22 protein-coding genes are annotated in these 26371 nt (G+C 70.9%); 10 read left to right on the top strand and 12 right to left on the bottom strand.

The features are described 5' to 3' along the window. Nucleotides 1-176: 176 nt before the first annotated feature. The 8 genes from ACZ60Q_RS26450 to ACZ60Q_RS26415 form a co-directional block, all read right to left on the bottom strand. A complete protein-coding gene (locus ACZ60Q_RS26450; protein ID WP_469639468.1) occupies nucleotides 177-632 on the bottom strand; it encodes an NUDIX hydrolase in 456 nt (151 codons plus the stop codon). Then, a complete protein-coding gene (locus ACZ60Q_RS26445; RefSeq protein ID WP_469639465.1) occupies nucleotides 629-1807 on the bottom strand; it encodes a CHAD domain-containing protein in 1179 nt (392 codons plus the stop codon). The genes ACZ60Q_RS26450 and ACZ60Q_RS26445 overlap by 4 nt, the downstream gene beginning before the upstream one ends. Next, on the bottom strand, nucleotides 1794-4043 hold the full coding sequence (locus ACZ60Q_RS26440; RefSeq protein WP_469639462.1) for an RNA degradosome polyphosphate kinase: 2250 nt from the start codon (nucleotides 4041-4043) through the stop codon (nucleotides 1794-1796). The genes ACZ60Q_RS26445 and ACZ60Q_RS26440 overlap by 14 nt, the downstream gene beginning before the upstream one ends. Nucleotides 4044-4399: 356 nt before the next feature. Next, nucleotides 4400-5407 carry an ABC transporter permease gene (locus ACZ60Q_RS26435; protein ID WP_469639459.1) on the bottom strand — a complete coding sequence of 336 codons (1008 nt, stop codon included), beginning with the start codon at nucleotides 5405-5407 and terminating at the stop codon, nucleotides 4400-4402. Then, nucleotides 5404-6315 (bottom strand): ABC transporter ATP-binding protein, encoded by a 912-nt coding sequence (locus tag ACZ60Q_RS26430; RefSeq protein WP_469639456.1) that lies wholly within the window; start codon nucleotides 6313-6315, stop codon nucleotides 5404-5406. The genes ACZ60Q_RS26435 and ACZ60Q_RS26430 overlap by 4 nt, the downstream gene beginning before the upstream one ends. Then, nucleotides 6312-6731, bottom strand: coding sequence for a GntR family transcriptional regulator (locus ACZ60Q_RS26425; RefSeq protein ID WP_469639453.1), 420 nt, complete (start codon nucleotides 6729-6731; stop codon nucleotides 6312-6314). The genes ACZ60Q_RS26430 and ACZ60Q_RS26425 overlap by 4 nt, the downstream gene beginning before the upstream one ends. Nucleotides 6732-6896: 165 nt before the next feature. Beyond that, the gene (gene mshD / locus ACZ60Q_RS26420) at nucleotides 6897-7820 is read right to left on the bottom strand and encodes a mycothiol synthase (RefSeq protein ID WP_469639450.1); all 924 of its coding nucleotides are present in this window, start codon (nucleotides 7818-7820) and stop codon (nucleotides 6897-6899) included. Then, the gene (locus ACZ60Q_RS26415) at nucleotides 7810-8379 is read right to left on the bottom strand and encodes a DUF1016 N-terminal domain-containing protein (RefSeq protein WP_469639448.1); all 570 of its coding nucleotides are present in this window, start codon (nucleotides 8377-8379) and stop codon (nucleotides 7810-7812) included. The genes mshD and ACZ60Q_RS26415 overlap by 11 nt, the downstream gene beginning before the upstream one ends. A gap of 245 nt (nucleotides 8380-8624) precedes the next feature. Here ACZ60Q_RS26415 and ACZ60Q_RS26410 point away from each other — a divergent pair, with 245 nt between their 5' ends. From ACZ60Q_RS26410 to ACZ60Q_RS26400, 3 genes are all read left to right on the top strand, one after another. Then, on the top strand, nucleotides 8625-10430 hold the full coding sequence (locus tag ACZ60Q_RS26410) for a bifunctional metallophosphatase/5'-nucleotidase (protein ID WP_469639446.1): 1806 nt from the start codon (nucleotides 8625-8627) through the stop codon (nucleotides 10428-10430). A 336-nt stretch (nucleotides 10431-10766) separates the two neighbouring features. Next, nucleotides 10767-12446, top strand: coding sequence for an ATP-binding cassette domain-containing protein (locus ACZ60Q_RS26405; RefSeq protein ID WP_469639443.1), 1680 nt, complete (start codon nucleotides 10767-10769; stop codon nucleotides 12444-12446). Between the two features lie 142 nt (nucleotides 12447-12588). After that, nucleotides 12589-13182: a TetR/AcrR family transcriptional regulator gene (locus tag ACZ60Q_RS26400; protein WP_469639440.1), complete on the top strand. Its 594-nt coding sequence runs from the start codon at nucleotides 12589-12591 to the stop codon at nucleotides 13180-13182. Between the two features lie 308 nt (nucleotides 13183-13490). Here ACZ60Q_RS26400 and ACZ60Q_RS26395 read toward each other — a convergent pair whose 3' ends face one another. The 3 genes from ACZ60Q_RS26395 to ACZ60Q_RS26385 all read right to left on the bottom strand — a co-directional run bounded on the left by ACZ60Q_RS26395 (nucleotide 13491) and on the right by ACZ60Q_RS26385 (nucleotide 16658). Beyond that, a complete protein-coding gene (locus tag ACZ60Q_RS26395) occupies nucleotides 13491-13994 on the bottom strand; it encodes a GNAT family N-acetyltransferase (RefSeq protein ID WP_469639437.1) in 504 nt (167 codons plus the stop codon). Nucleotides 13995-14193: 199 nt separating this feature from the next. Continuing rightward, nucleotides 14194-15510, bottom strand: coding sequence for an LPXTG cell wall anchor domain-containing protein (locus ACZ60Q_RS26390; protein ID WP_469639434.1), 1317 nt, complete (start codon nucleotides 15508-15510; stop codon nucleotides 14194-14196). A gap of 695 nt (nucleotides 15511-16205) precedes the next feature. Then, the gene (locus ACZ60Q_RS26385; protein WP_469639432.1) at nucleotides 16206-16658 is read right to left on the bottom strand and encodes an ATP-binding protein; all 453 of its coding nucleotides are present in this window, start codon (nucleotides 16656-16658) and stop codon (nucleotides 16206-16208) included. Nucleotides 16659-16907: 249 nt separating this feature from the next. On the opposite strand from ACZ60Q_RS26385, the gene ACZ60Q_RS26380 reads away from it, so the two are divergent. The 5 genes from ACZ60Q_RS26380 (at nucleotide 16908) to ACZ60Q_RS26360 (ending at nucleotide 22738) form a co-directional block, all read left to right on the top strand. After that, the gene (locus tag ACZ60Q_RS26380; RefSeq protein WP_469639429.1) at nucleotides 16908-17759 is read left to right on the top strand and encodes a helix-turn-helix domain-containing protein; all 852 of its coding nucleotides are present in this window, start codon (nucleotides 16908-16910) and stop codon (nucleotides 17757-17759) included. Nucleotides 17760-17769: 10 nt separating this feature from the next. After that, nucleotides 17770-17967, top strand: coding sequence for a DUF397 domain-containing protein (locus tag ACZ60Q_RS26375; protein WP_469639426.1), 198 nt, complete (start codon nucleotides 17770-17772; stop codon nucleotides 17965-17967). Nucleotides 17968-18586: 619 nt separating this feature from the next. Continuing rightward, the gene (locus ACZ60Q_RS26370; protein ID WP_469639424.1) at nucleotides 18587-19915 is read left to right on the top strand and encodes an MFS transporter; all 1329 of its coding nucleotides are present in this window, start codon (nucleotides 18587-18589) and stop codon (nucleotides 19913-19915) included. 361 nt (nucleotides 19916-20276) lie between these two features. Continuing rightward, nucleotides 20277-20525, top strand: a complete 249-nt coding sequence (locus ACZ60Q_RS26365) for a maleylpyruvate isomerase family mycothiol-dependent enzyme (RefSeq protein ID WP_469639421.1) — start codon at nucleotides 20277-20279, stop codon at nucleotides 20523-20525. Between the two features lie 233 nt (nucleotides 20526-20758). Then, complete coding sequence (locus ACZ60Q_RS26360) at nucleotides 20759-22738, top strand: DUF6923 family protein (protein WP_469639418.1); 1980 nt, start codon at nucleotides 20759-20761, stop codon at nucleotides 22736-22738. A 119-nt stretch (nucleotides 22739-22857) separates the two neighbouring features. Here ACZ60Q_RS26360 and ACZ60Q_RS26355 read toward each other — a convergent pair whose 3' ends face one another. Further along, a complete protein-coding gene (locus ACZ60Q_RS26355; protein ID WP_469639415.1) occupies nucleotides 22858-23715 on the bottom strand; it encodes a L,D-transpeptidase in 858 nt (285 codons plus the stop codon). A 279-nt stretch (nucleotides 23716-23994) separates the two neighbouring features. Here ACZ60Q_RS26355 and ACZ60Q_RS26350 point away from each other — a divergent pair, with 279 nt between their 5' ends. Continuing rightward, entirely contained in the window at nucleotides 23995-25104 is a 1110-nt protein-coding gene (locus tag ACZ60Q_RS26350) for a PP2C family protein-serine/threonine phosphatase (RefSeq protein ID WP_469639412.1), read from the top strand. A gap of 310 nt (nucleotides 25105-25414) precedes the next feature. Further along, nucleotides 25415-26344 carry a phosphatidylinositol-specific phospholipase C gene (locus ACZ60Q_RS26345; RefSeq protein WP_469639409.1) on the top strand — a complete coding sequence of 310 codons (930 nt, stop codon included), beginning with the start codon at nucleotides 25415-25417 and terminating at the stop codon, nucleotides 26342-26344. Nucleotides 26345-26371: the final 27 nt, after the last annotated feature.

Raw genomic sequence — 26371 nt, 5'->3', positions numbered from 1 at the left:
AGGCAGAACAGGTGAAGCCGCCGACGGGGGAGGGTGAACGGCAGGTGAACCGTGTCGGGCAGGCGGGTGCGGGCCGGTCCGGGCGGTCGCCAGGACGCGGTTCAGGACGCGGATCAGGGGGCCGGTTCAGGACCCGGATCAGAGGGCCCGGTTCAGGACGTGGTTCAGGGCCCGGTTCAGGGCGTGGCGAGGGTGTCCAGCAGGGCGTTCAGCTGGCGGACGTCGTGGGGCTGGGTGAGCCGGACGCGGGCGGCGTCGGGGGCCAGCCACAGGATGCGGTCCACCTCGTCGTTGGCGGTGAAGGAGCCGCCGGTCGCCTCGGCCGCCCAGTAGGCGACCTCCTTGGGCCGGCCGCCCACCGGGTAGCGGGAGGTCGGCAGCCGGTCCCCCGGGGCGCAGTGGTGGCCGGTCTCCTCCAGCACCTCCCGTACGGCGGCGGCCAGCGGGTCCTCGCCGCGCTTCAGCTTGCCCTTGGGGAAGGACCAGTCGTCGTAGCGGGGCCGGTGGACCAGGCAGACCTGTACCCCGGCCCCGTCGGGGGCGCGGCGCCACAGCACGCAGCCCGCGGCCAGGACGGTGCCGGTCCGCGCGGGGGGCTCCCCGGGCGCGCGGTGCGCCTGCCCCCGGCTCATGGGGCGCTCACGGCCGTGGCGTACGGCCAGTTCTCCCGGAACACCGCCCGGGCGGCCTCCACCTCGTGGCGCTGGTCCGCGTGGAGGACGCCCAGCGCGTACGCCGTGGCCGGGGCGATCCGGGGGGTGCGGGCCGCCGCTGCCGCCGCCCCGGCCGCCTCCACGGCGTCCCGGTGCAGGTCGAGGGCGTGGCCCGCGCCGGTCAGGGCCGGGTCGGTGGCGCCGAGGACGACCTCGTGGGCGTACCGGTGCAGCCGCAGCAGCAGGCGGGCCTGGTGCCACGCCGCGTCCTGCGCCTCGTCGTACGGCTCCGTGTCGTCGGGCGGCAGGGCGGCCACGGCGGTGAGGAGGCGTTGCTCGGCGCGTTCGGCGGGCTCCAGGAGGGCCTCGGCGGTCCGGCGCGCGGGGCCGGGGGCCAGGGGGACGTCGGAGGCCAGGAGCGCCACAGCGTCGGCGACCGCGTGGAAACGGGAGGAGCCGAGCGCCTGGAGGGCCGCGGAGTGGGAGCGGGTCCGGGCGAGGGTGAGGCGGCGTTCCAGCAGCGCTCCGGCCCGCGCGGCCCCGACCCCGAGGGCGGCGCGGCCCTGGGCGTCGGCGGCGGCGCCCGCCCCGGCGGCCCGGACGCCCCGGGCTGCGGGGAGGGCCGGGCCCGAGAGGTGGTGCAGGGCCTCGACGAGCCGGGTGAGGTGGTTCGCGTAGGCGTGTTCGCGGGCGAGGGTGCCGGAGAGCCAGGCCAGTTCGGCGCGGAGATGGTCGGCCCAGAGCGGGTCGAGCGCGGCCCGGAAGGTGTGCAGGGAGCCGCTGATCCGGCGGGCCGAGCGGCGCAGTGCGCGGGTGGCGGCCGCGGCGTCGTGGCCGCCGGAGTCCGCCGGGGCGCTGTGCTCGTGGTGCAGGCGCAGGCTGCGCAGGAACTCGGCGGCCTGCCCCCGGAGGTAGGGCGCGAGGACCGCCTCCGTGGTCAGGTCCCCGGCGGGATGGGATCCGATGGGCCGGGACCTGGCGGGGTGGGATCCGGTGGGGCGGGATCCGGGGTTCGGGGGGTTCGCCGCACCGGTGGTGTCGGCGAGGCGCTGTGCCCCCGGCCCGGGGGTTGCGGCGGGCGGCGCGTCCGGAGTGGTGCCGGGGGTCGCGTCCGGCGTCGGCTGGGTCGTCGTCTGCTGGTCAGGGTGTCGCACGCCTGCGCCTCCGGGCGTCGATGAGCATTTCCTGGACGTGCCGCAGCGGCTGGCCGTCCGCGTCGGTGGCGTGCCGGGTCCAGTTCCCGTCGGGGCCCAGGTGCCAGGAGGAGGTGGTGTCGGCCATACCGGTCTCCAGGAGTCGGCTGAGTGCGGCGCGGTGGGCGGGGTCGGTGACCCGGACCAGGGCTTCGATGCGCCGGTCGAGGTTGCGGTGCATCATGTCGGCGCTGCCGAACCACACCTCGGGCTCGCCGCCGTTGCCGAAGGAGAAGACCCGGGAGTGTTCGAGGAAGCGGCCGAGTATGGAGCGGACCCGGATGTTCTCGGAGAGTCCGGCGACGCCGGGGCGGATCGCGCAGATCCCGCGCACCCAGATGTCGACGGGGAGGCCCGCCTGGGCGGCCCGGTAGCAGGCGTCGATGATCGCTTCGTCGACCATCGAGTTGACCTTGAACCGGACGTAGGCGGGGCGGCCCGCGCGGTGGTGGGCGATCTCCTTGTTGATCCGGGCGATCAGCCCGTCGCGCAGGGACTTCGGGGCGACCAGGAGGCGGCGGTAGGTCTCGCGGCGGGAGTAGCCGGAGAGCCGGTTGAACAGGTCGGAGAGGTCCGCCCCGACCTGCGGGTCCGCCGTGAGCAGGCCGAGGTCCTCGTACAGCCGGGCCGTCTTGGGGTGGTAGTTGCCGGTGCCGACGTGGGAGTAGCGGCGCAGCGTGTCGCCCTCCTGGCGGACGACGAGGGAGAGCTTGCAGTGGGTCTTCAGCCCGACGAGTCCGTACACGACGTGGCAGCCGGCCTCCTCCAGCTTGCGGGCCCACTTGATGTTGGCCTGCTCGTCGAAGCGGGCCTTGATCTCGACGAGGACGAGGACCTGCTTGCCGGACTCGGCGGCGTCGATGAGGGCGTCCACTATCGGGGAGTCGCCGGAGGTGCGGTACAGGGTCTGCTTGATGGCCAGGACGTCCGGGTCGCCCGCCGCCTGCTCCAGGAACGCCTGGACGGAGGTGGAGAACGAGTCGTACGGGTGGTGGAGCAGGACGTCCCGCTCGCGCAGGGCGGCGAAGATGTCGGGCGCCGAGGCGGACTCCACCTCGGCCAGGTCCCGGTGGGTGCCCGCGATGAACTTGGGGAACTTCAGCTCCGCCCGGTCCAGCGAGGCGATGGCGAACAGTCCGGTCAGGTCGAGCGGTCCGGGCAGCGGGTAGACCTCCGCGTCGGACACCTTCAGCTCGCGGACCAGCAGGTCGAGGACGTACGGGTCGATGGACTCCTCGACCTCCAGGCGTACCGGCGGGCCGAAGCGGCGGCGCATGAGCTCCTTCTCCAGGGCCTGGAGGAGATTCTCCGCGTCGTCCTCCTCGACCTCCAGGTCCTCGTTCCTGGTGACCCGGAACATGTGGTGCGCCAGCACCTCCATGCCGGGGAACAGCTCCTCCAGGTGCGCCGCGATGATGTCCTCTATGGGCACGTACCGCTGGGGCGAGGCCTCCAGGAAGCGGGTCAGCAGCGGCGGGACCTTGACCCGGGCGAAGTGGCGGTGGCCGCTGACCGGGTTGCGGACGACGACGGCGAGGTTGAGGGAGAGCCCGGAGATGTACGGGAAGGGGTGCGCGGGGTCGACGGCCAGCGGGGTCAGGACCGGGAAGACGCGCTGCCGGAAGAAGGTGAACAGGCGGGCCTGCTCCTTCTCGGTCAGGTCCGGCCAGCGGATCAGCTGGATGCCCTCGTCGGACAGGTCCGGGGCGATGTCCTGCTGGTAGCAGGCGGCGTGCCGGGCCATGAGTTCGCGCGAGCGGGTCCAGATGTGCTCGAGGACCTCGCGGGGCTGGAGCCCGGAGGCGGAGCGGGTGGCGACTCCGGTGGCGATGCGCCGTTTGAGGCCGGCCACCCGGACCATGAAGAACTCGTCCAGGTTCGACGCGAAGATGGCGAGGAAGTTGGCCCGCTCCAGGATGGGGGTGGCCGGGTCCTCGGCCAGTTCCAGGACCCGTTCGTTGAACGCGAGCCAGCTGCGTTCGCGGTCCAGGAAGCGGCCCCGGGGCAGCTCGTCGCCGTCCCGGTCGGGCTCGTAGGCGTCCGCGTCGGCGTCGAGATCGGGATCCAGGTCGGCGGCGGTGGAGAAGCCGACCCCGTTGGAGGCGGGGGTGGCGTGCGGCCGGTGCGCGGCGAGTGAGCCGACGGACGGCTGGGCGGCGGGCTGGACCGGGACCTCGGAGCTGGGCTGCTGGCTCATGGACCTATTGTTCCGCGCGGAGCGCCCCTGGGGCGCGTCGGAGCCCGGAAAGATCGCGGAAGGTCCGGGAAACCCCGGGTCACGGCCCGGGAAGCCCTGAGCGGCGTTTCCCCGGGCTCTCCCGTCGCGGCGGGGGACGGGCACAGCTGGCTGCATCCCGTGAGGGTCGCAAGGGCGTCTGAATGGCCGGTAACGGTGAGATGACGTACAGGAAGCGGTGTGGCTGCGGGTGGGTCGCGTCGTCACTGTACGTGTTCGTCGTGCCGGGTCGGCCCGAGGGGGCCGGTGGTACGTGTTCGCCGTCCGGGCCCACCCCTCGCGGGGCCCGGACGGCGGCTTGTGCCGGACGGGTGCGGTCAGCCGTGGAGGCGGCGCAGGGCCCGGAAGGCCAGGAACACGGCCAGGGCGGCGAGGGCCAGCAGGATGCCGGTCTCGGCGAGCTGGAGGGGCCAGTAGTGGGAGGCGGGGTGGTACTCGGAGAAGTAGCCGATGCCGCCCCGGTCGCGCATGCAGGCCGTGACGTCCTGCGTCATGTCGGCCTCGAAGCAGTCCTGCCAGTACAGCCGCTCGCCCGACGCGGTGAGCATGCCGGAGTCGATCGGCCAGTCACCGCGGTCGTAGTCCATGACTTCGGCGCTCTTCCGGAAAGCGGAAGGCCACAGTTCGTAGCGGCGTAGACCCAAGCAGATTCCCACCGCGCCGAGTACCAGCGCGGTCACGGACATGGACAACAGCGTGCGCCGGACGAGCACCGCGCACAGCGCGCCGACGGCCACGGCGAGCAGCCCGAAGCCGAGGAGGGCCGGACCGGTGCCGGGGAAGATGCCGGATGCGTACCAGGGGGTCATGTGCGAGTACGGGTATCCCCGCAGCGCCCACAGCCCCCAGCGGTAGGCGATGACCAGGACCGTCAGGCCGGTGACCGTCAGCGCGGCGGGCACGGCGAGCCGGGCGGCGAGCCAGTGGGCGGGGGAGACCGACTGGGCCCAGGCCAGCCGGAAGGTGCCGCTCTCCAGTTCGCGGGCGATCAGCGGGCCCGCGACGAAGACGCCGATGGCCCCGGCCAGCAGGAGAAGCACCGTGCCGCCGTCGGACAGGAAGAGCTCGGAGGACGTACGGGCGTAGCTGGGCTGGTAGGTGGCGCCGCCGCACGGGGTGATGTCGCCGTCCGCGCACAGCTCTTTCGCGGAGGCCATCCAGAGACGGAGCGCGACGACGATGCCGATGCCGAGAGCCAGCAGGGCGGCCCCGGTCCAGAGGGCCTTGCGGTGCACCCGCAGGACCACCCGCACGGCTCCCCGCAGGGAGGCGCGGGCGGGGACGGCCGTGACCGCGTCGGCCTTCGGGGGTGTCAGCGTGCTCATGCGGACGCCACCTCCGCACGGGCCCCGGCGGGAGAGGCGCTCGGCATGAGCAGCGGCGGGGCGTCCGGGGAGCGGAGGTGGGCGAGCAACAGCTCCTCCAGGGACGGCTGGGTGACGGCCCAGGCGGTGGTGTCCACGGGGCCCTCCTTCCTGACGAGCGCGGTGAGCTGACGTCCCGTCGTGCGGGATTCGACGACGGTGTGCGGGGAGAGGTCCCGGGCCCGGCCGGTGAGCAGGGCGTGCGCGCCGACGATGTCGTCGCTCTCGCCGCCGAGCCGGACGCGCCCGCCGTCGACGAACAGGAGGTAGTCGCAGGCGCCCTCCAGCTCGGTGAGGATGTGCGACGACATGACGATGCTGGTGCCGTGCTCGGCGGTCTCCGCCATCAGGACGCCCATCAGCTCGTGCCGGGCGAGCGGGTCGAGGTCGGCCATCGGCTCGTCCAACAGCATCAGTTCGGGCCTCTTGCCGAGTGCGAGGGCCAGCGCGAGCCGGGTGCGCTGCCCGCCGGAGAGGGTGCGGACGCGGGCCTTGCGCGGCAGGGGTCCGGCGATCCGGTCGGCGGTGGCGCGGTCCCAGCGCCCGGGGTTCAGCTCGGCCCCGGCCCACAGCGTGTCGGCGACGGTGAGCTGCGGGTACAGGGGCTTGTCCTGGGGGACGAAGGCGAGGCGGTCGCGTACGTCGCCGGGGCCGCCGGAGCCGAGGACGGTGAGGGACCCGGCGCTGGGGCGGTCCAGCCCGGCGGCCAGGTTCAACAGGGTCGACTTGCCGGCGCCGTTGGGCCCGACGAGGGCGCAGACGCGTCCGGCGGGCAGCCGGAACGAGCAGTCGTGCAGGGCGCGGTGGGCGCCGCCCCCGCGCCCGTAGGTCTTTCCGAGGCCGTGTGCCTCGATCGCGACGCCGGTCATCGTTCCTCGTCCCCCTTGTACGTGCTGTCCAGTACGGCGGTGAAGAGCGCGCCGACGTCGTCCCTCTCCAGGCCGGCCGCCCGGGCCCGGCGGGCCCAGTCGGCGAGTTCGGTGCGCAGCGGTGCGTCGGCGGCGGTCGCGTCGGCCGCGCCGCCCAGGGTCCTGCGGACGAAGGTGCCGAGCCCGCGGCGGGCCTCGACGAGCCCTTCGCGCTCCAGCTCGCGGTAGGCCTTGAGGACGGTGTTCGGGTTGATCGCGGTGGCTTCCACGACCTCGCGGGCGGTCGGCAGCCGATCGCCCGGTTCGAGCACGCCCAGGCGCAGGGCCTGCTTCGTCTGCTGGACGATCTGGAGGTAGGTGGCGACACCGCTGCGCCGGTCGATGCGGAACTCGACCGCTGCGGACTCGGCAGCCATGAGCACATCACCCTTTCACTAATTGAGTAGTGAAAGGGTGGTGCAAAGAAGGGGCGGCGTCAAGTGACGCCGCCCCTGGCCCGCCTGGCCGCGTGTCAGAACGTGGGTGTCGGGAGGTGGATGTCAGGACATGAGTGTCAGAACGTGGGCTTCAGAACGTGGGTGTCAGGACTCCGTGCGGTACATCAGGTCCACCTCGTGCGTGGTGAAGCCCATGCGCTCGTACACCGTCACGGCCGCCGTGTTGTCCGCGTCCACGTAGAGCATCGCGGTGGGCAGCGCCTCGGCGGCGAGGTGGTGCAGGCCGATCGAGGTCAGTGCCTTGCCGAGGCCGCCGCCCTGGGCCTCGGGCAGTACGCCGACCACGTACACCTCGCCGATCCCCTCCTCGGCGTGCACCTTCGTCCAGTGGAAGCCGACGATCTCCCCGTCCCGCTCGGCCAGGAAGAAGCCCTTCGGGTCGAACCAGGGCTCCGCCTTGCGGTCGTCCAGGTCCTGCTGGCTCAGGGACCCCTGCTCGGGGTGGTGGGCGAACGCGGCACGGTTCACGGCGAGCCAGGCGGCGTCGTCACGGCCCGGCTCGAAGGTCCGTACGGTGACGCCCCCGGGCAGCACCGGCTCCGCCAGGTCGAGCGGGGCCAGGCTCCGCCGGAGCTGGCGCAGTTCGCGGAAGAGGGAGAGGCCGAGGACCTGGGCCAGGTGGCGGGCGGCGGAGCTGCCGCCGTGCGCCCAGACCCGCAGTCGCTTGCCGGTCGCGGCGAGGAGAGCCGCGCCGAGTGCCCGGCCGTGCCCGTGGCCGCGTCGGCCGGGGTGGACGACCAGCTCGGCGGCCGGGGCCTCGACCGGATCGGTGTCCTCCAGCTGGGCGTACCCGGAGAGTGTGCCGTCGACGATGAGGAGGAGGTGCCGTACGCCGTCGCGGTGCCCGCCCCGGATCCGTAGCCTGCCTTGTTCGGATACCGCCTGCCGGCCGTCGGACCGGGCGGCCTCGGCGAGCAGGGCGAGGACGGCGTCGGCCTGCGCGGAGTCGAGAGCGTCGAGGGTGTGGATCTCGCGTCCGGGAGCGGGGAGGGGTGCGTCAGTCGTCATGCCTTTGAGCGTACGGCGAGCGGTGCGCTCGGCGGCGGCGCGGTGGGGCGAGGTGCAGCTGCCGGTGGATCACTGACTCCAGATCCGTACGCGACCAGCCGTGGTGGACGGCGGGCTGGGCGTAGAAGTCCCGCTCGAAGCGGGTCGAGCACTTGCCCATGATGAGGACGACGTGACCCCAGGGCAATTGTGCAACAGTCTGTTGCGCAATCGAGTCGGGCCAGATCCTGGCCATCTGCTGCATGTACTGAAGGTTGCGCGTACTGAATCCCCGCTGCCGCGGGAACTCCGTCCGCAGCTCCGTGGCGATCCGCTCGATGACCTTCGTGCCCCACCTCTCCCCGCGCTGGCGCTCCAGGATGGTCCGCCCGATCTCCCAGTACATCCGGAGCATCTCGGTGTTGACCTTGAGCTGGGCCCGGACGTGGGCGCCGCGGACGATCGACTTGAGGTCGTCGACCATGTCGAGGAATCCGGCGGGAAGTTCCGACGACGGCGACTGTTGCTGGCCCGGCACCGTGGCTTTGCCCGTCGCCCTGCTCGTTAGTTCGTTCTCCACGGCGTACAGACTTCCGGGTGCGATGCATGCCGTGACGTTTCTGCCCGAATTTATGAGCTGAACGGGTGATGTGAGCGCTTGTGGAACGGTTCGGGCGAGCCATTTGGCCGGATGGCAACCAGTCCGTAACCCCGAACACCTGTTGCGCTACGCGCGTTGACTCTAGGCTGCGGCACGCAGGATCCCAGACGTGACACCAGCGACACGACTGACACCACCGACAGCACTGACACACAAGGGGACCGATGCCAGCGACTCCGCAGAAGAACCGTGCGAACCGGCGGGTGCTCGCCGCCGCGGCCGGTCTGGCCACCGTGGGCGCGCTCGTCGCCGCGATGCCGGCCGGCGCCCATGACCGGGGCCGCGGTCACGGTCACGAACCCCGTACCGTCGACGTGCAGTTGCTGTCGTTCAACGACCTGCACGGCAACCTGGAGCCGCCGGCCGGTTCGGCGGGCAACGTCTCCGAGATACAGCCCGACGGCACGGTGAAGGCGATCCCGGCCGGTGGCGTCGAGTACCTGGCGACCTCGCTGCGCACCGCGCGCCAGGGCAACCCGTACTCCGTCACGGCGGCCGGCGGCGACATGGTCGGCGCGAGCCCGCTGCTGTCGGGCCTCTTCCACGACGAGCCGACGATCGAGGCGCTCAACGGCCTCGACCTGGACGTCTCGGCGGTCGGCAACCACGAGTTCGACGAGGGCGCGACCGAGCTGGCCCGCCTCCAGAACGGTGGCTGCCACCCGGTCGAGGGCTGCTACGAGAAGGGTAAGAAGTTCCGTGGAGCGGGCTTCCCCTACCTCGCGGCCAACGTGACCAAGGAGAAGACCGGCAAGCCGCTGCTGAAGCCGTACACCGTCTGGAAGAAGAACGGCGTCAGGATCGGCTTCATCGGCGTGACGCTGGAGGGCACCCCGGACATCGTCACCGCGAACGGCGTCAAGGGCCTCAAGTTCCACGACGAGGTCGAGACGATCAACAAGTACGCCCGCGAGCTGGACCGCAAGGGCGTCAAGTCCATCGTGGCCCTGATCCACGAGGGCGGGGCCCCGGCCTCCACCTCGTACAACTACGGCTGCGACAGCCCCGGCGCGGGCGACGGCATCTCCGGCCCGATCGTCGACATCGCCAAGGGCATCACGCCGAAGGTGGACGCCCTGGTCACGGGCCACACCCACCAGGCGTACGTGTGCACCGTCCCGGACCCGTCCGGCAAGCCGCGTATGGTCACCTCGGCCTCGTCGTTCGGCAAGCTCTACACGGACAGCACGCTCACCTACGACCGCCGCACCAAGGACATCGTCCGTACGTCGGTGAAGTCCGCCAACCACGTCGTGACCCGGGACCAGCCCAGGGCCACCGACATGACGCGCCTGATCGACCGGTGGAACAAGCTCGCCGCCCCGATCGCGAGCAAGCCGCAGGGCTGGATCAGCGCCGACATCAACGGTCGCGGCTCCACGGCCCCCGAGAAGCCGCTCGGCAGCGTCATCGCCGACGCCCAGCTCGAAGGCCTCGCCCCGGCCGACAAGGGCGGCGCGGAAATCGCGTTCATGAACCCGGGCGGCATCCGCGCGGACCTGGTGCACAAGGCGTCCGGTGGTGAGGGCGACGGGGTCGTCACCTACGGCGAGGCGTTCACCGTGCAGCCGTTCACCAACATGATGAACGTCGTCGACCTGACCGGCGCCCAGCTGGTCGCCGCGCTCCAGCAGCAGGTCAGCGGCTCCAACGAGGCCGGCCCGAAGATCCTCCAGGTCTCCAGGGGCCTCACCTACACCCTCGACCTGACGAAGAGCGGCGCGGCCCGCGTGGTCGCCGACACCATCAAGCTGAACGGTGCGGCGATCGACCCGGCGCGCACCTACCGCGTCGCGATGAACGAGTTCCTCGCGGGCGGCGGCGACGGCTTCCCGGCCCTCGGCCAGGGCACGAACAAGCTGGTCGGCGCCTCCGACCTGGACCTGTTCAACGCCTACCTGGCGGCCCACTCCTCGGCCACCGCCCCGCTGGCCCCGCCGGCGACGGACCGGATCACGGTCATCCGGTAGTCATCCAGTAACTCGCGCGTGAATCAGGGGCGGTGGGCCTGCGGGCCTGCCGCCCCTCTTCCGTCTCGTCGCTTCCCTGGAGATCTTCGTCCCGGGCGCCACGGCTGTGTCTGCCCGGGACTTCCTGTTTCCGGCGGCTGGGGAATGCCGACACCATCACCGAGAACACCTTTGGGTGGGTTTCCGATGGAGCGGGTGTCCGCCCTGGCCACGTGAAGATCGAAAAGATCGGCCATGCGGCGCTGGGACTCTAGGGGTTTGTGCCCACCGCAGTCGTAGCGACGGTCGAAATCGCGGATTCCGTCCTTCTATCACACGCGTGATAATGTCACTGCTGTGGGATATATCGATGTCAACTCTGTTTCTTACGGGCTGCCGGACGGCCGGGTGTTGCTGGACGAGATCTCGTTCCGGGTCGGAGAGGGGGCCAAGGCCGCGCTGATCGGCGCCAACGGGTCCGGTAAAACCACATTGCTGCGGATCATCGCCGGAGACCTGACGGCGCACGGTGGCGCGGTGAGCCGGGGTGGAAGCCTGGGAATCATGCGGCAGTTCATCGCCCGCGAGGGCGACCAGATTCGCGACCTGCTGTTATCGGTGGCGGATCCCCGGATCCGCCGGGCCGCCGCCGCCGTGGACGCGGCGGAAGCCGCCCTGGAGTCGAGTGGGGACACCCGGGCGCAGCTGGCCTACGCGGCCGCCCTGGCGGACTGGGGCGACGCCGGCGGCTACGGCGCGGAGGTGCTGTGGGACGTCTGCGCCACCGAGGCCCTCGGTATCCCCTTCGACCGGTGCGGGCGGCGCGCGGTGGACTCGCTGTCGGGCGGCGAGCAGAAGCGGCTCGTCCTGGAGGCGCTGCTGCGGGGCCCCAACCAGGTGCTGCTGCTCGACGAGCCCGACAATCACTTGGACGTTCCCGGCAAGCGCTGGCTGGAGAGCCGTCTCCTGGAGACGCCGAAGACCGTCCTGTACATCAGTCACGACCGCGAGCTGCTCGCACGCACGGCGAAGAGTATCGTCACGGTCGAGCTCGGCGCTGCGGGGAACACCGCCTGGGTCCACCCCGGCGGATTCGGCAGCTACCACCAGGCGCGGACCGACCGGTTCGAGCGGTTCGACGAGATGCGTAACCGCTGGGACGAGGAACGTGCCAAGCTGAAGGCCCTCGTGCGGATGTACAAGCAGAAGGCCTCCTACAACTCGGACATGGCGTCCCGCTACCGTTCCGCCAGGACGCGCCTCGACCGGTTCGAGAGCGCGGGCCCGCCGCCCGCGCAGCCGCGCGAGCAGCGGCTGGCGATGCGGCTGCGCGGCGGGCGTACGGGAAAGCGGGCCGTGGTCTGTGCCGGCCTGGAGCTCACCGGGCTGATGAAGCCGTTCGGCCTGGAGGTCCGGTTCGGTGACCGGGTCGCCGTGCTCGGCTCCAACGGTTCGGGCAAGTCGCACTTCCTGCGCCTTCTCGCCGCCGGCGGTACTGCCCCCGAGCCCGAACACGAGCCGGTGGGCGACCTGCCGGTCGAGCCTGTGGCGCACCAGGGCATGGCACGGTTGGGCGCGCGGGTGCGTCCAGGCTGGTTCGCACAGGTCCACGGGCGGCCCGATCTCGCCGGCCGCACCCTCGTGTCCGTCCTGCACCGCGGTGACGAGCGCCGGGAGGGGCTGCCGCGCGAGGAGGCCTCACGGGTGCTGGCGCGCTATGAACTGGCGGGTGCGGCGGAGCAGGAGTTCGACTCGCTGTCCGGGGGGCAGCAGGCGCGCTTCCAGATCCTCCTGCTCGAGCTCGGCGGAACGACGCTGCTCCTGCTGGACGAACCCACCGACAACCTCGATCTCGTTTCCGCCGAGGCGTTGCAGCACGCGCTCCGCGGCTTCGAGGGGACGGTGCTCGCGGTGACGCACGACCGGTGGTTCGCCCGGGACTTCGACCGGTTCCTGGTCTTCGGCGCCGACGGCACCGTCCGCGAGTCGCCCGATCCGGTGTGGGACGAGAAGCGTGTCGTGCGCCGGCGCGGCTGAGCGGTGCCGGGTTCCGGCGAAGGCGCGCGGAATCAGGGGCGGTCGTGGCGGATGCCGCTGTGATCGCGGCCTCCGCCCCCGCTCGTCCGTTTCGGGCGGGGCAGGCATCTCGTTGTTATCACGGCTGTGATATTTTAGGGGAATGCCAGCTCGGATTGACCTCGAACAGCGTCGCAAGGATGTTATCGAGGCGGCTTTTCGCCTTGTGGTCGCTGAAGGCGTCACCGGTATTTCGCTGCGGAAGGTCTCCGTCGAATCGGGGCTGAACATCGGGTCGGTGCGTCATTATTTCGACGATCACCGTAACCTTCTCGTCGCGGCCGCGAACGAAGTCGGCGACCGCATGGGGAAGAGGCTCACTCGCTGTTCGGCCGACACCCTGGTCGGACTCGACGGCGAATCTGCCGTAGACGCTTTGCAGGCTCTCCTCGAGGAGTTGCTTCCGCTCGACGACGAACGGCGCGTCGAGTCGATCGTCCTGACCGAGTTCATCGTCGCGGCACGGGTGAATCCGATCTTCCGCCCTGTGGCCGAGCGGATGGCCGCCGACATGCGGCAGGTGATCACGCATGCCCTGGACGTTCTCGAGGTGTCCGAGCCGGCCGAAGAGGCGGAGCGGCTCATCGCGGTCCTGGGCGGCCTGATTCTCGACGCGGTGACACCGCATGGATCACTCGGCGCCGAGCGTGTGCGCAGAACGCTGCGGGCGCAGCTGCGCTCGGTGCTGGTGACCTGACGGCGCGTGACGCCCGGTGCTCTGACGTCACGCGCCGTCTCAGCCGTGTACACAGGAACTTCGGACCGGCTGTGTCACCGGCAGCGGGTGCCGACCGCCCTCTCGATCGGCCGATCGGCCGATCAGCCGGACAGCCGGGAGTGCGCCTTGTCGGGCCGTGATGCTGTCCCGGCAAGTCGCCTACAGAGATGGCGAGATCGTGCGCACCGTCACGGCCGTCGTCGTCGCACTGCCCCTCGCCGCCGGAGCCGTACCGGCCGCCACGAGCTGACGCGGGAACGGCGGAGTGTCCGGCCGGCCGCCCGGGTTCACGGCGCGGTAGCGGTCCAGGAGACGGCGAAGTACCTGACGTGCTCGTCCTCCCCGACCGGACGCATTCCCGCTGCCGTCATCACATGGTGGGACGCGATGTTGTCGTGGTCGGCGTCGCCCTTCACCGAGGCGACGCCGTTGGCCCGGGCGAACGACAGCAGGGCACGGAGGGCTTCGGAGGCGTAGCCCCTGCCACGGGCCGACGGGACGACGCCGTAGCCGATCGTGACGTGGCCGTGTTCGTCAGGGGGGCTGTGGAAGTCCACGCCGCCGATCACCCGGTGGTCCGAGCGACGGCGGATCGCATACGGGCCGAACGGCTGGGGATCGCCGGTGGTCGAGCAGCGTTCCAGGAGGCGCTCGGCCACGGACACGTCGTCCCCGGTCGGGAATCCGGGCTCCCAGGCCGTGTCGGAGCCCGGCTCGCCCGCCACCATCCGTTCGGCCTCGTCCACGGATATCGGGTGCAGTACGAGCCGCTCGGTCACCAGGTCGGTCATGGCAGGGAGGTCTACCACGCGGTACGGACGGGGCGCGCGTGGATTTCCGGCCCGAGGGCCGCCCCCGTCCGGGCTGTTTCCCGGGCTCCTTCACGTCCGAGCGATTTCCGGACCGCCCGCACGGGCTGAGGGCGCAGCCGAAGGGGTGGTGGGCCGTCTCGGCCCACCACCCCTTCACACCACTACTGCTGATCTACCGTCAGGCGTTGTCGCCGGCCTTACGGCGGCGGACGACGAACACCGCCGCCGCGCCGAGCACGACGGCCGCACCGCCGACGAGGGCGATCGAGGTGGTGGCGGAGGACGAACCCGTGGCGGCGAGGCCGCCGTCCGTGCCGGTCTTCGCCGGGGTGCCCGACGCCGAGCCCTGCGGCTTGTGCCCGGAGCCGTTGTCGCCGGGCTTCGTGGTCTTGGAGGGCTTGGGCTTGGCGTCCTCGGTCTTGCCGGGCTTGCTGCCGGCGGCCTTGACGTCGAACTCGTACATGTCCGCGCCGGGCGCCCCGCCGCAGGAGCCGTCCTCGTTGAAGAAGTCGGCCGCGATGAACGCGACACCGTTGCCGGCCGGGGTGGCCGCGTCGAGCGTGAGGCGCAGCTTCAGGTCAGCCCGGGCGCCCGGCTTCAGCGCGCCGACGCCGTCGATGTAGTTGTCCTTGACGTTCTGCCACTTCGGGGACGACTCGGTGGACCACTGGAGGCGGAAGAACTTGCCCGTGTCCTTGAGTCCGGTCTTGTCCGTGGCGTGGACTCCGGCGTACGTGATGACTTCGTCCATGTGCCGGTCGGAGCCGTTGGTCACCCGGACGGAGAAGGCGGTGGTCGTTCCGGCGACGAGCTTGGTCGGCAGGCCGGTCACCTTGGCGGTGAGGTCGTGCTCGGGCTCGCAGTCCTCGCCCTCCTCCTCGGCCTCCTTGATCGCCTTGGCCAGCGCCGCGTCGGCGGCGACCTTCGCGGCGAGTGCGTCGTCCAGGGCCCGGTCGACCACGCCGTAGGCGCGGAACGCCGCGACCCGGGCGTCATCCAGAGCCTCGTCGGCCTCGGCGGCCTTGGTGTCGGCGGCGGTCTTGGCGGTGGCAGCCGTCGCCGCGCTCGCCTCCGCTTCGGAGAGAGCGGCTGCGGCGGCGGTCTTCTGCTCCTCCGTGGCGCCCTCGGGCAGCGCGTCGACGGCGGCCTTCGCGTCGGTCACGGCCTGGTCGGCGGTGGACTTCGCGGCGGCGGCGTCCTTGGCGGCCTGCTCGGCAGCGGCATCGGCCACCGCGAGGGGGTGGGTGCTCTTGAGGGCCTCGAGCGTCTCCTCCAGCAGCAGGATGGCGTCCGCCTTCGCCTGGGCTGCCTTGTCGTACGCCTTCTGCGCCTCGGCGGCGGCCTTCTCCAACTCCTTGAGGGTCGGCTTGTTCTGCTTGTTCTGCGTCTGCGCCGCCGGCTTGGTGTCGGCGAAGGCGGGGGTGACGGAGAGCAGCACGGCGGGGGCGGTCACGGCGGCGGCGACGGCGGTGGCGAGAGCGCGGCGAATCTTCACATGATCCCTTGGGTCGGGTCCGAACGGCGGAAAGACGTCGAGAGCGGCTGCCACGGCGGAACGATCACGCGGGCGTCCGGTGCCGATGGTATGGGGATCCTGTGAGGGGGCCGGGTGATTATTCCGGCCCGGGAGCGGGACGACGTCGCGCGGAGCGGACAGACTTCACCAAAGTGCGCAGTTGCCCTCGGGATCCCTCTTTCGCTGTGACGAAGGCCATGCGCCCGCCCGGCCGGGTTCCGCGAACCGATGGCCGACCAGGTGGCGCGGCGCCGGGTGCGCGACGGGTCGCGCAGGTCGCGGCTCGTGGTCGTGGCCGTGCCGTCGTAGGCACGCTGGGCGCCACCGGCGCCGGCACGGGTGGCGCACCGTACGCGCCGGACGCCGGCACGGGTGCCGTACGGGACCGCCGCCGCAGGCCGACCGCCGACGGCGGGCCGACCCGGGCGGCGAGCGTCCGGACGGGGGCTGCGGCTCGTCGGGCGGCGCGACCACGTGATGCCGGGAGGAGGGGATCGCCACCACGTGGTGCCGGGACGAGGGCTAGGGCCGTCCGCCCGGAGCAGGCGGCCGGGCGGGCGGGCCGGGATCCATCGGCGGCGCTTCCCTCGCTCCGGGCACCGGCGCGAGGGTGATCCCGGCGGCGAGTGCACCGAGGACGACGGCTGCCGCAGCGAAGCCCCACGGGGCGACGCTCACGGGGTCGCCTCCGGTCGCCCGAGCGTGAACCAGACGGCCTTGCGTCCGGGGTGCCGGGACCCGCCGCCGTGTGCCCCCCAGGCCAGAGCCAGGTTCTCGACGAGGGCGAGCCCCCGTCCGTGCTCCTCCTCCGGACCTGCGCGCAGTGCGCCGAGCTCACCGAGGAGCGGGCTGCCCTCGTCCGTGACGGTGACGGTGACCCGCTTGCGGTTGACGGCCGCGTGGATCCGGATCCGTGGCGTACCGGTGTGACGGTGGGCGTTGGTGACCAGTTCGGTCACGCAGATCCGGGCGTCGTCGACCAGCCCGAGGTGTCGGTTGACGTCCAACAGCGAGGTGAGGAAGTCCCGCGCGAGGCGCGGGGCGCTCGCGGTGTTCGGCAGCGAGATGCGGTAGATCTCGCCGCCGAACGAGCTCGGTTGTACGGGAGTGGGGATTGCAGCGGCCATGGCGCTCTCCTCATGCGGTCCGGTGCGGTGAACGGATGCGCTGCGCCCGGCCCGTGGCGATGGCCGCCGTGCCGCACGTGTCAACGCGCGTCGAAGCGGCTGCACTTCGGGGTTCCGAGGTGTAGCGCGGTACTGGTACGCACCGTAGCGCATTGTCTAACGCGTTAGACGCATACTCGTAACGTCATCGACTGGTTGGATACCTATCGAGTGGGGGTCCACACTGGGTTCCGACAAGAGGAGGGCCCGATGCCATCGAGGAAGGCACCCACGGCGCGTCAGCGTCGGCTGGGTACCGAGCTGCGTCGAGTTCGTGAGCACACCGGGCTGTCGCTCACCGGGGCGGCGGCGATGCTCGGTACGGACCGCACCACCATCAGCAACATCGAATCCGGAAGGTTCGGTGTGAGCGCCGAGCGGGTTCGTGCGTGGGCCGGTCATTACGGGTGTCCCGACCACGCCTACATCGAGGCTCTCGCGGGAATGGCAACCGAGCGCATAAATGGCTGGTGGGAGGATTACCGAGGGCACCTCGCCAGCGATGCCCTTGATCTGGCAGAGCTGGAGCATCACGCGGTCGGCATCAGGTCGGTACAGATCATGTATATGCCCGGCTTGCTCCAGACCGAGGACTACGCACGCGCCGTCTTCGCTGAGAGCGTGCCGCCGCCCACTCCTGCCCGCCAGAGGCGCCAGTTGTCGCATCGGCTGAGACGTCGCGATGTCCTTGATCGGGCCGAGCTGACCTCCTGCACGTTCCTGATCCACGAGGCTGCGCTGCGTATGACCTATGGCGGTACGGCGGTTGCCCGCAGTCAACTCGACCACCTGCTCCGCCAGTCGGATCGAGAGAACGTTGTTATCCGCGCGATTCCCTTCGCGGCGGGCGGTTTCCCGTACGCCAGCAGTTCGGCACACTACGTCTACGGTGTCGTCCCGCAGCTCGACACCGTTCAGACGGACACCTCGACCGGGTCGGGTTTCCTGGATTCGGAGACGAGTCTGGAGAACTGGCGAGTCGCGCTGGATCGAACCGAGGAGAGATCTCTCGACCCGGAGAGCTCGCGAGACTTCATTCGTGGAGTCGCTCAACAAGTATGAAGGCGTGAGAATGTTGGAAATTCAGTGGCGCAAGTCGTCGAAGTCCTCGAATGCGGAGGGCTCCGACTGTCTGGAGCTGGCTGAGCACGGCGGCGAGATCCTGTTGCGCGAAAGTGACAACCCCGATGTGGTCGTTCACACGACACGGGCCAAGCTCCGGGCGTTCCTGGGTGGTGCGAAGGAGGGCGAGTTCGACGACTTGGCCTGAGCTTCCATGCTCCGGCAGCGGGCGGCCTCCACCGGCGCAGGTGGAGGCCGCCCGCATTTTCTGTCCCATCGGCAGATTCCCGCCTCACCCGTTAGACGTCAAACACTTGAAACGGGTTGGTGTAACACGCTAGCTTCCTGATGTGTCGCCGCACCTGCGCGCGGCCAACTCCCCTTTCGTCTGCGCCCGTTGGGGGAGTCGCGATCCAGTGCGCCCCCTTCCCGCGGCTCGTCACGCCGGCCGTGGGCGGGGGGCGTTCCTGGTGCCACATCAGGAGGCTGTGTCATGTGCGACCCCGATCCCGACCCAACGCGACCCGAAGGCTTCGCCCTTCATGCCTACTGGTGCCCCTTGTTGCGCAGCGGCGATGGCTATCCAGTGCTGTCAAGCTGAAGCCCAGGTGCGCGGAGTGGGAATCGTCCCGGCAAGCAAGGCTTGCTCTTCGGACGGAGTACGACCGCGGATTGGTGGGACGGGCGGTTGGCGGTGGAGTGGTGGTACCGGTTCGCGCAGTTGGTGCGTCTGCGACACGCGATCTTTGGGTTGCTCTAGAGTCGGGAAGACCTTCCCGGTGGCATCTCGCTGCCGGGATTTCGTGTTCTCCCGGCGGAGTTTGATCTTGCGTAAGGCGCGACCGCACGACCGGAATCCAGCGGGGCCCGTTCCCCGTATCGGTTGGGCGGCCCGGGTCCGGGAGGCAGGCGCTCCGCTGGCTGTCAGGCCGTACCGCCTGCACTTCGCCGCCCGCCTGCTCTCCTGGACCGGCTCGGCCGTGGCACCCATCGGCCTGGCTTTCGCGGTCCTGGAAATGGGCGGCGGACCAGGTGCTCTGAGTGCGGTCCTCGCGGCAAGTGTCGTGCCTCAGATCCTGCTGCTGCTCGTCGGCGGAGTCGTCGCGGACCGACTGTCCCGGGCTCGGGTCATGGTGTGGTCCAACGTCGTCTGTGCGGTCGCGGAGGCTGCGGCGGTGCTGTTGCTGGTCTCGGGCACGGCCCGGGTCTGGCATCTTGTGACGATGTCGGCCGTCTGCGGGGCGGCGGGAGCGTTCTTCACCCCGGCGGCCGGAGGCATGGTCGTGGAGGTGGTCCCGGCTGAACTTCGGCACGCGGCGAACGCTCTGCTGAAGATCGGCCAGAACACCGTGAAGGTGGCGGGCCCCGCCCTGGGCGGTGTCCTGGTCGCCGTGGTCGGCCCCGGCTGGGCCCTCGGCTGGGACGCTCTGACGTTCGCCGCCTCGGCCCTGCTCTTCTCCCGGATCAGCCTCAAGTCCAAGAACGTGAAGGTCCGAACCGGTTTCACCGCCGATCTGCGCGAAGGCTGGGATGACTTCCGCTCCCGCCGCTGGATGTGGGTGATGGTCTGCCAGGCCGCCGTGATCGTCCCCGTATGGCTGGTCGGCTACCAGCTCCTCGGCCCGGTGTACGGACAACGAGTTCTCGGTGGCGCCGCCCCGTGGGGTCTGGTGGTGTCCGGCTTCACCGCCGGGCTGGTGGCCGGGGCGGCACTCGCCCTGATGTGGAAGCCGCACCGGGTCGGGCTCGTCGTCTGCGCGGGCACCGGCTCGATGGCGGTACCGCTGGCGGCGATGGCCACGGCCGTGCCGTTGCCCGTGCTCGTGGTCGCCACGGGAGTGGCGGGCACGGGGCTGGCGGTCAGCATGACCGTGTGGGCCTCGCTGGTGCAGGAGAGGATTCCGGCGGACCGGCTGGGCCGGACCCTGTCCTACTCGACGCTCGGGCAGATCCTGCCCGTGCCCTTCGGCTACCTCCTCGCCGGCCCCGCCTCCCAGCTGTTCGGGCTGCGCACGACCCTGGCGACGGGCGCTTTGGTCATCACGGCCGCCGCCGTCGTGCCGCTGGCCGTCTCTCAGGTCCGTGGGCTCTGCCTCGCGCCGGAGACGGCCACGGACGCCGACGGGGTCGTGGCCAGGGTGCGGGCGGAGAGGTAGCCAGCTGGGGCGGCCGGGGCGACGGCGATCGTGGTGCGGGCGGTGGCGGCGGCGCAGATGGCCGACGCGCGTCGGAAATTGGTCATGTCGTTCCCCGGTTTCTTGATTCGGTCACTGCGTGACGCCTGGTCGGGCGTCTGGATCCACGTCCCTCGGAGTGGCGTGAGGCATATTCCGTTGGGGCAGGTCGTGACGTGGCGGAGTCGCGCAGTCGGCGTGCCGTTACGAAGTCATGGCACGGTAGGACAAGATCACCTTTCTTGATCGGTATCCGGTATCCGGTGGCCGGGGACGCGACGATTTTCGGCGGCGTCCGAGGTCTCCTACGGCGGACGTGGTCATCGGTTCGATGGAGGCAGCCGTGAAGCGTGACGCGAAGCGCGGTATCTGGCGCATGGTGCACATCGAGCGCGCCGCGCTGATCGAGGACCTCGCGCGGCTGGAGCCCCGGCAGTGGGAGACGCCGTCGCTCTGCGCGGGATGGACGGTGCGCGACGTGGCCGCCCATCTGGTCGATACCGCCCTCACGACGCGTACCGGCTTCGCGAGGTCCTGGCCGGCCACGGAGGATGCGTGCGGCCGGCCCGACGCGGTCCGGCCCGGGGCGTGAGGCAGTCGGCGACCTTCCGCGTACGTCTTCCGTGGTCGGCATTCGTATGAACAGCGCCTTATCGGGTGGTCTGTCGGGGTGAAAGATGGCCGCGGAAGCGGTGTCTCCGGCCGTTGCTCCCGACGAGCCATTCCCATGGGTACGCAGCCCGCGGCTCGCGTTCGGCGTGCCGTCCGGCTCCTGTCCCGGCTTACCGGCGCACTCGTGTGCGAACCCAAGGAGATCTCATCCGGATGCTCAGAAGGAAATGGTTCCTGGCGACCGGCCTGGCCGCCGCCATCGTCGCCTCCCCCCTGTCCGTGCCCGCGCAGGCGCAGTCACCGGCCTCTGTGCCCTCCGCCCAGCAGAGCCCCGCCGCCACGCGCGCCCTGGCACCGTTCACGTGCGCGGGTGACATCCTGCTGGCCGCCGGCGACGATGCGACACAGCTCTTCCAGGGCGTCACCGGTCCCGGCACCATCGACTTCCAGGCAGTCGGAGCCGCGACCCAGAAGTACAACGCCATGGGCGTCAACCCCGACGACAAGTTCATCTACGCGATCGACCGCACCTCGCTCAACCTGCTCCGTATCGATGACGCCGGGGTGGTGACCGACCTCGGCTCCGTCGGGCTTCCGACCCCGACCACCGGGGCGAACAACTACGCCTCCGGCGGGTTCGACGACGCGGGGAACTACTACGTCGCCAACGGCTACAACGACCGGATGTTCCGGGTCGACCTGGACACGAAGCAGTCCACCGAGATCGTTCTCAGTCAGGTGCTCGACGGTGTCATCGACTTCGCCTACAGCGACGGCTTCTTCTGGGGCGCGTCGAGGAACGGCTCCGTCGTCCGGATCGCCACCGGCACCGGAGTGGTGACCCCGTACCCCGATATCGTCCCGGTCACCACCGGTTACGGCGGGGCGTTCACCTACGGCAACGGCGACCTCGGGTTCTTCAGCAACACCGGAAGCGTTCTGCGCGTCGCGGTCACCAACCCCGAATCGCCGACCTTCGATCTCCTCTCCACCCAGGACGCCCCGGCGATGTCGTCCGCCGTGGACGCCACCTCCTGCTTCGAGCGGCCGGTCGACCTGGGCGTGGTGAAGTCGGGTCCCGCGACCGTCTCACCGGGCGGGGACATCGCCTACACGATCACCATCACGAACAACGGCCCGAACGCCTCCTCGGGCTGGACCCTGTCCGACCCGATCCCGGCGGGTCTGGCCGGTGCGGCCACGACCACCGACGGATGCACGATCGTGTCGGGCTCGCTGTCGTGCACCGGCGGTGCGCTCGCCGTCGGTGACACCGTGGAGATCGTACTGACCGGCCGTGCCGCCGAAGGGGTGTCCGAGGTGGTCAACACCGCCACGGTCTCCGGCAACGACCCGGACCCGAACCCGGACAACGACCAGGACACGACCACCACCAAGGTGGACGAGTCGGTCGACCTGGGCGTGGTGAAGTCGGGCCCCGCGACCGTCTCACCGGGCGGGGACATCGCCTACACGATCACCGTCACGAACAACGGACCCAACCCCTCGACCGGCTGGACGCTGACCGACACCATCCCCGCGCAGATCCAGAACGCGAGCACCGGCACCGCCGGCTGCGCCATCGCGGCGGGCGAACTCACCTGCACCGGGGGAGCGCTGGCGGTCGGGGACAGCCGGACGCTGGAGGTGTCAGGCACCGTGTCCGCCCAGGCGACCGGAAAGATCTCCAACACCGCCGTGGTGACCGGGAACGAGCCCGACCCGAAGCCCGACAACAACCAGGACACCACGGACACCGACGTCAAGGGCGAGCCGGGCCTGAAGATCGTCAAGAAGCAGAACGGCCCCAAGACGGTGAAGCCCGGGGCCGAGGTCAGCTACACGATCACCGTCAAGAACACCGGTACCACCACCTACACCGAAGCGAATCCGGCGTCGTTCACCGACAACCTGACCGAACTGCTCGACGACGCCCGCTACAACAAGGACGCCGCCGCCACCCGTGGCACGGTCAGCTACCAGAACCCCACCCTGTCCTGGAGCGGTGCGCTCGCACCCGGACAGAGCGCGACGATCACCTTCTCCATCACCACCGACGCCCGCCCCTTCGGCGACGCGAAGCTGCGCAACACCGTGGTCTCCAAGACCCCCGGCAACAACTGCCCCTCCGGAAGCAAGGACACCAACTGCACCACCGTGGGCAAGGTCGACGTCCGCGACAAGGACAAGTGACCCGCGCACTCGTCGCCGTCAGGTGACGGGAGCGGGGGAGCGGGGCGGGCCTCCGGTGTTGTGCCATGCCGGAGGCCCGCCCCGCTCACACCTTGCGGGCAGGCTGTCCCGAGGGCCGGTCAGCCCTCGGTCCGGGTCCCCCACACGTAGACGGCGTCGTTCCTGCGCAGCTTGCTCCAGAGCGCCTTGGCCTCGTCGTAACGGAGGTTGACGCAGCCGTGGGAGCCGGGGTCCTCGAAGATCGGCCGGTAGCTGCCGTGGAGGGCCTGGCCGCCGCTGAAGAACTGGGCGAACGGCATCGGCCCGTCGAACTGGGTCGACCAGAACTTCTTCTCCCGTTTGTAGATCTTGAACCACCCCGAACGGGTCTGGTAACCCGGCTTGCCCGTACGCGCGGGCACCGGCTTCACCACGACGCGCCCCGCGTCCTCGACCCACAGGATCTGCCGGTTCTTGTCGATGCACACGACGACACCCTTGGTGTCCGGGCAGCCCTTGATGCGGGAGCCCTCCGCGAGCGCCTGCTCCCACATGATCGCCCGGTGCGTGTACAGCCCGGCGTATCCCTGGTCCGGTTCGATCTCGTGTTTACGCTGGAAATCGGCGATCGCCTCACAGTCGGCGGCCGACTGCTTGCCGTCCACCCGCAGCCCGAGGTGTTTCTCCGCCTCGCGCTGGTACGGGCCGGTGGACGTCGTGCACTCCGGCTTGATCGTCCCCTCCGCCCGTGCCCGCGCCCTCGCCCGCGTCTCCGCCTCCGATTCCGTCTCCACCGGCTCCGACGTCCCCGCCGTGCGTGAACCCGCCGTGTGCGTCCCCGCCGTGCGTGAACCCGCCGTGAGTGAACCCGCCGTGCGTGAATCCGCCGGGGTGGTCGAAGCCACCGCCGTCGAGATGCCCGCCAGTGGCGCGGTCAGAGCCATGGCTATCACCAGAAGCCCGGCTGCCACGGACGCCGGCGGGAGCTTCGTCCTCATCGGTCCACCTCCACACGATCACGGGTGCGCGGCGGCGCACCACCGGGTCACCGCATCGTGCGGATCGATAGCCCGGGCGGAGGCATGGCAATCCGCCGCGCCGCACATTCACCCGGCCACCCACCGGCTTCACCCGTCCGTACGGCAAGGCCTCGGACGGCCGGATCCGTGGCCGGCCGGGTCTCTGCGGCCCCTCCTGCGGCGGAACGGCTCTGTCCCATGGCTGCGGAACACCATGGTTACGTACAGTCGCTCCATGAGGTGGGAAGGGACGACGTCGTGAAGAACCCCGGCGAGGCCGTCATCGGCCTCAACCGCTGGCTGCCATGGGCGGCCATGGGCGCGGTCATCGTGGCGGACCGCCTCACCGGGGAGGACTACGGGCTGATGCCGGTCTTCGCGGTCGGTCCGGCGCTCGCGGCGGCGGCCGGACCCAGGCGTCGTGTGCTCCGTGTCGCCGCTGTCGCCCTCGTGCTGTGTGCGGCGACGGCCGGCCTCAACGGCCACATCGACTCGATCCGGTTCTCGGTCGCCCTCATCTGCGTCGTCGCCCTCACGGTCGCCGCCTGGTTCGTGGCGACGGCCCGGCTGCGCACCGAGGATGAACTCACCAGCGTCAGAGCGGTCGCCGACGCGGTCCAACAGGTGCTGCTCGGCGCGGTGCCCGCCCGCACGAGCAACGGCGAACTGGCGGTCTCGTACGTTTCGGCGATCGAGTCCGCCCACGTCGGAGGGGACCTCTACGAGGCCATGCCTCTTCCGGCGGGCGGAGTGCGGATCATCGTGGCCGACGTCCAGGGCAAGGGCCTGCCCGCCGTCCGCACCACCTCGGTGGTTCTCGCCGCGTTCCGGGAGAGCGCACCCTACGTCGACCGGCTGGCCGAGGTGGGCAGACGGATCGAGCGGTCCCTGAACTGGCACACCGACGGCGAACGCTTCGTGACGGCGGTGCTGGCCGAGATCGCCGACGACGGGTCCGTCGACATCCTCAACTACGGCCACCCCGCCCCGCTGGTCCGCCGGAGCAACGGTCTGCTGGAGCCGGCGGAACCCGAGAGCCCCGGCCCGCCGTTCGGCCTCGGCCCGCTGACGGACGCCGGCCCCGGCCGTCTCCGGATCACTCTCGACGGCGGTGACCGGATCCTCTTCTACACCGATGGCCTGACCGAGGCACGCGACCCTTCCGGCACGTTCTACCCCGTCCTCGACCGTGCCGGGGAGCCACTGTCGGACCCCGACGCGCAGGAGGCGCTCGACCGCCTGCACGAGGACGTCGCCCGCTTCACCGAGGGACCGCTGGGCGACGACTCCGCGTTCCTGCTGTTCCAGTACCTCCCGGCCGCCGGGTCCGTCCCCCCGGCGGAGCCCGGGACCGACCGCGCGTCCTGACCGCCCCGGGCCCGGCGGCGGGGTCGGTTCCCGATCTCGTACGGGGCGAACCGTGCCCACGGCCCGTGATGTCGATGGACCGGGCGCGCGGCGCGTACGGGAGCGGTCCTCTTCGGCGCGTACGTCGGCCCGGTGGCCTTGGGTGCGCGCAGACGCCCGTGTGCCCCGCGGCGGCGGCGGCTCGGTCGGGCACGGGCGGTCCGGCGACGAGGTGGGTCCGCTCCGAGGGGATCGCCCCCTTTCCCGCGTGACGTGCACCCGACAGAATCCAAGGGCCGGCGCACCCCCACGGCCCTTGGAGGCACCCCCCATGTCCAGCCCCGCGCGCACGCCCCAGCCCCTTTCCCGGCCCTCCCGCAGAGGCTTTCTGGCCGGCGCCCTCGCCGTGTCCGCCACCGCGATCGTCGGCGCCGCACCCACCGTCGCCGCCGCACGGGAGGCCCGCGGGGCGGTCCGGGGGACGCGGGACTGGATGGCCGCCCTGCCCGACGGCACCGCACTCCAGCGGCTCACGATCCCGGGCACGCACGACTCGGGTGCCCGGTTCGGCGGTCCGTGGTCGGAGTGCCAGAACACCACGATCGCCCAGCAGTTGACGAGCGGCATCCGCTTCCTCGACGTACGGTGCCGGATCACCGGGGGCTCGTTCGCGATCCACCACGGGGCGTCGTTCCAGAACCTGATGTTCGGCGACGTCCTCGTCGCCTGCCGGGACTTCCTCGCCGCACGCCCGACCGAGACCGTGCTGATGCGGGTCAAGCAGGAGTACTCCTCGGAGAGCGACGCCGCGTTCCGGGCGGTCTTCGACGACTATCTGGACGCGAGGGGCTGGCGGTCCCTGTTCCGCCTCGACGGCACGCTTCCCGACCTCGGCGGCGCCCGGGGCAAGGTGGTGCTGCTCGCGGACAACGGCGGGCTGCCCGGAGTGCGGTACGGGGACCCGGCCCTCTTCGACATCCAGGACGACTACATGGCGGAGCCGTTCGCCAAGTACCCCAAGATCGAGGCGCAGTTCCGCAAGGCCGCCCAGCAGCCGGGCAGGTTCTTCATGAACTACGTGTCCACCGCCGCCCTGATGCCGCCCCGCTGGAACGCCGACCGGCTCAACCCGCAGGTGCACTCCTTCCTCGACCGTGCGGAGACCGCCGGGTGGACGGGGCTCGGCATCGTGCCGCTGGACTACCCGAACCAGCGGTCCGGCCTGGTCGAGTCGCTGATCCGGCACAACCCGGTGGGGTGAGGGACGGCCCGGGCAGGGGCTCCTTTG

Source organism: Streptomyces sp. NPDC104313 (assembly GCF_055583985.1).
Note: the sequence above shows the minus strand (reverse complement) of the source record. Positions and strands in the feature narration are given on the sequence as shown.

What these genes read in the sequence shown, in the direction of transcription:
- ACZ60Q_RS26440 (WP_469639462.1), bottom strand. Translation starts at nt 4,043, where the DNA reads ATGAGCCAGCAGCCCAGCTCCGAGGTCCCGGTCCAGCCCGCCGCCCAG.
- ACZ60Q_RS26380 (WP_469639429.1), top strand. Translation starts at nt 16,908, where the DNA reads ATGCCATCGAGGAAGGCACCCACGGCGCGTCAGCGTCGGCTGGGTACC.
- ACZ60Q_RS26410 (WP_469639446.1), top strand. Translation starts at nt 8,625, where the DNA reads ATGCCAGCGACTCCGCAGAAGAACCGTGCGAACCGGCGGGTGCTCGCC.
- ACZ60Q_RS26450 (WP_469639468.1), bottom strand. Translation starts at nt 632, where the DNA reads ATGAGCCGGGGGCAGGCGCACCGCGCGCCCGGGGAGCCCCCCGCGCGG.
- mshD (WP_469639450.1), bottom strand. Translation starts at nt 7,820, where the DNA reads ATGACGACTGACGCACCCCTCCCCGCTCCCGGACGCGAGATCCACACC.
- ACZ60Q_RS26400 (WP_469639440.1), top strand. Translation starts at nt 12,589, where the DNA reads ATGCCAGCTCGGATTGACCTCGAACAGCGTCGCAAGGATGTTATCGAG.
- ACZ60Q_RS26345 (WP_469639409.1), top strand. Translation starts at nt 25,415, where the DNA reads ATGTCCAGCCCCGCGCGCACGCCCCAGCCCCTTTCCCGGCCCTCCCGC.
- ACZ60Q_RS26435 (WP_469639459.1), bottom strand. Translation starts at nt 5,407, where the DNA reads ATGAGCACGCTGACACCCCCGAAGGCCGACGCGGTCACGGCCGTCCCC.
- ACZ60Q_RS26385 (WP_469639432.1), bottom strand. Translation starts at nt 16,658, where the DNA reads ATGGCCGCTGCAATCCCCACTCCCGTACAACCGAGCTCGTTCGGCGGC.
- ACZ60Q_RS26430 (WP_469639456.1), bottom strand. Translation starts at nt 6,315, where the DNA reads ATGACCGGCGTCGCGATCGAGGCACACGGCCTCGGAAAGACCTACGGG.
- ACZ60Q_RS26395 (WP_469639437.1), bottom strand. Translation starts at nt 13,994, where the DNA reads ATGACCGACCTGGTGACCGAGCGGCTCGTACTGCACCCGATATCCGTG.
- ACZ60Q_RS26375 (WP_469639426.1), top strand. Translation starts at nt 17,770, where the DNA reads ATGTTGGAAATTCAGTGGCGCAAGTCGTCGAAGTCCTCGAATGCGGAG.
- ACZ60Q_RS26425 (WP_469639453.1), bottom strand. Translation starts at nt 6,731, where the DNA reads ATGGCTGCCGAGTCCGCAGCGGTCGAGTTCCGCATCGACCGGCGCAGC.
- ACZ60Q_RS26355 (WP_469639415.1), bottom strand. Translation starts at nt 23,715, where the DNA reads ATGAGGACGAAGCTCCCGCCGGCGTCCGTGGCAGCCGGGCTTCTGGTG.
- ACZ60Q_RS26360 (WP_469639418.1), top strand. Translation starts at nt 20,759, where the DNA reads ATGCTCAGAAGGAAATGGTTCCTGGCGACCGGCCTGGCCGCCGCCATC.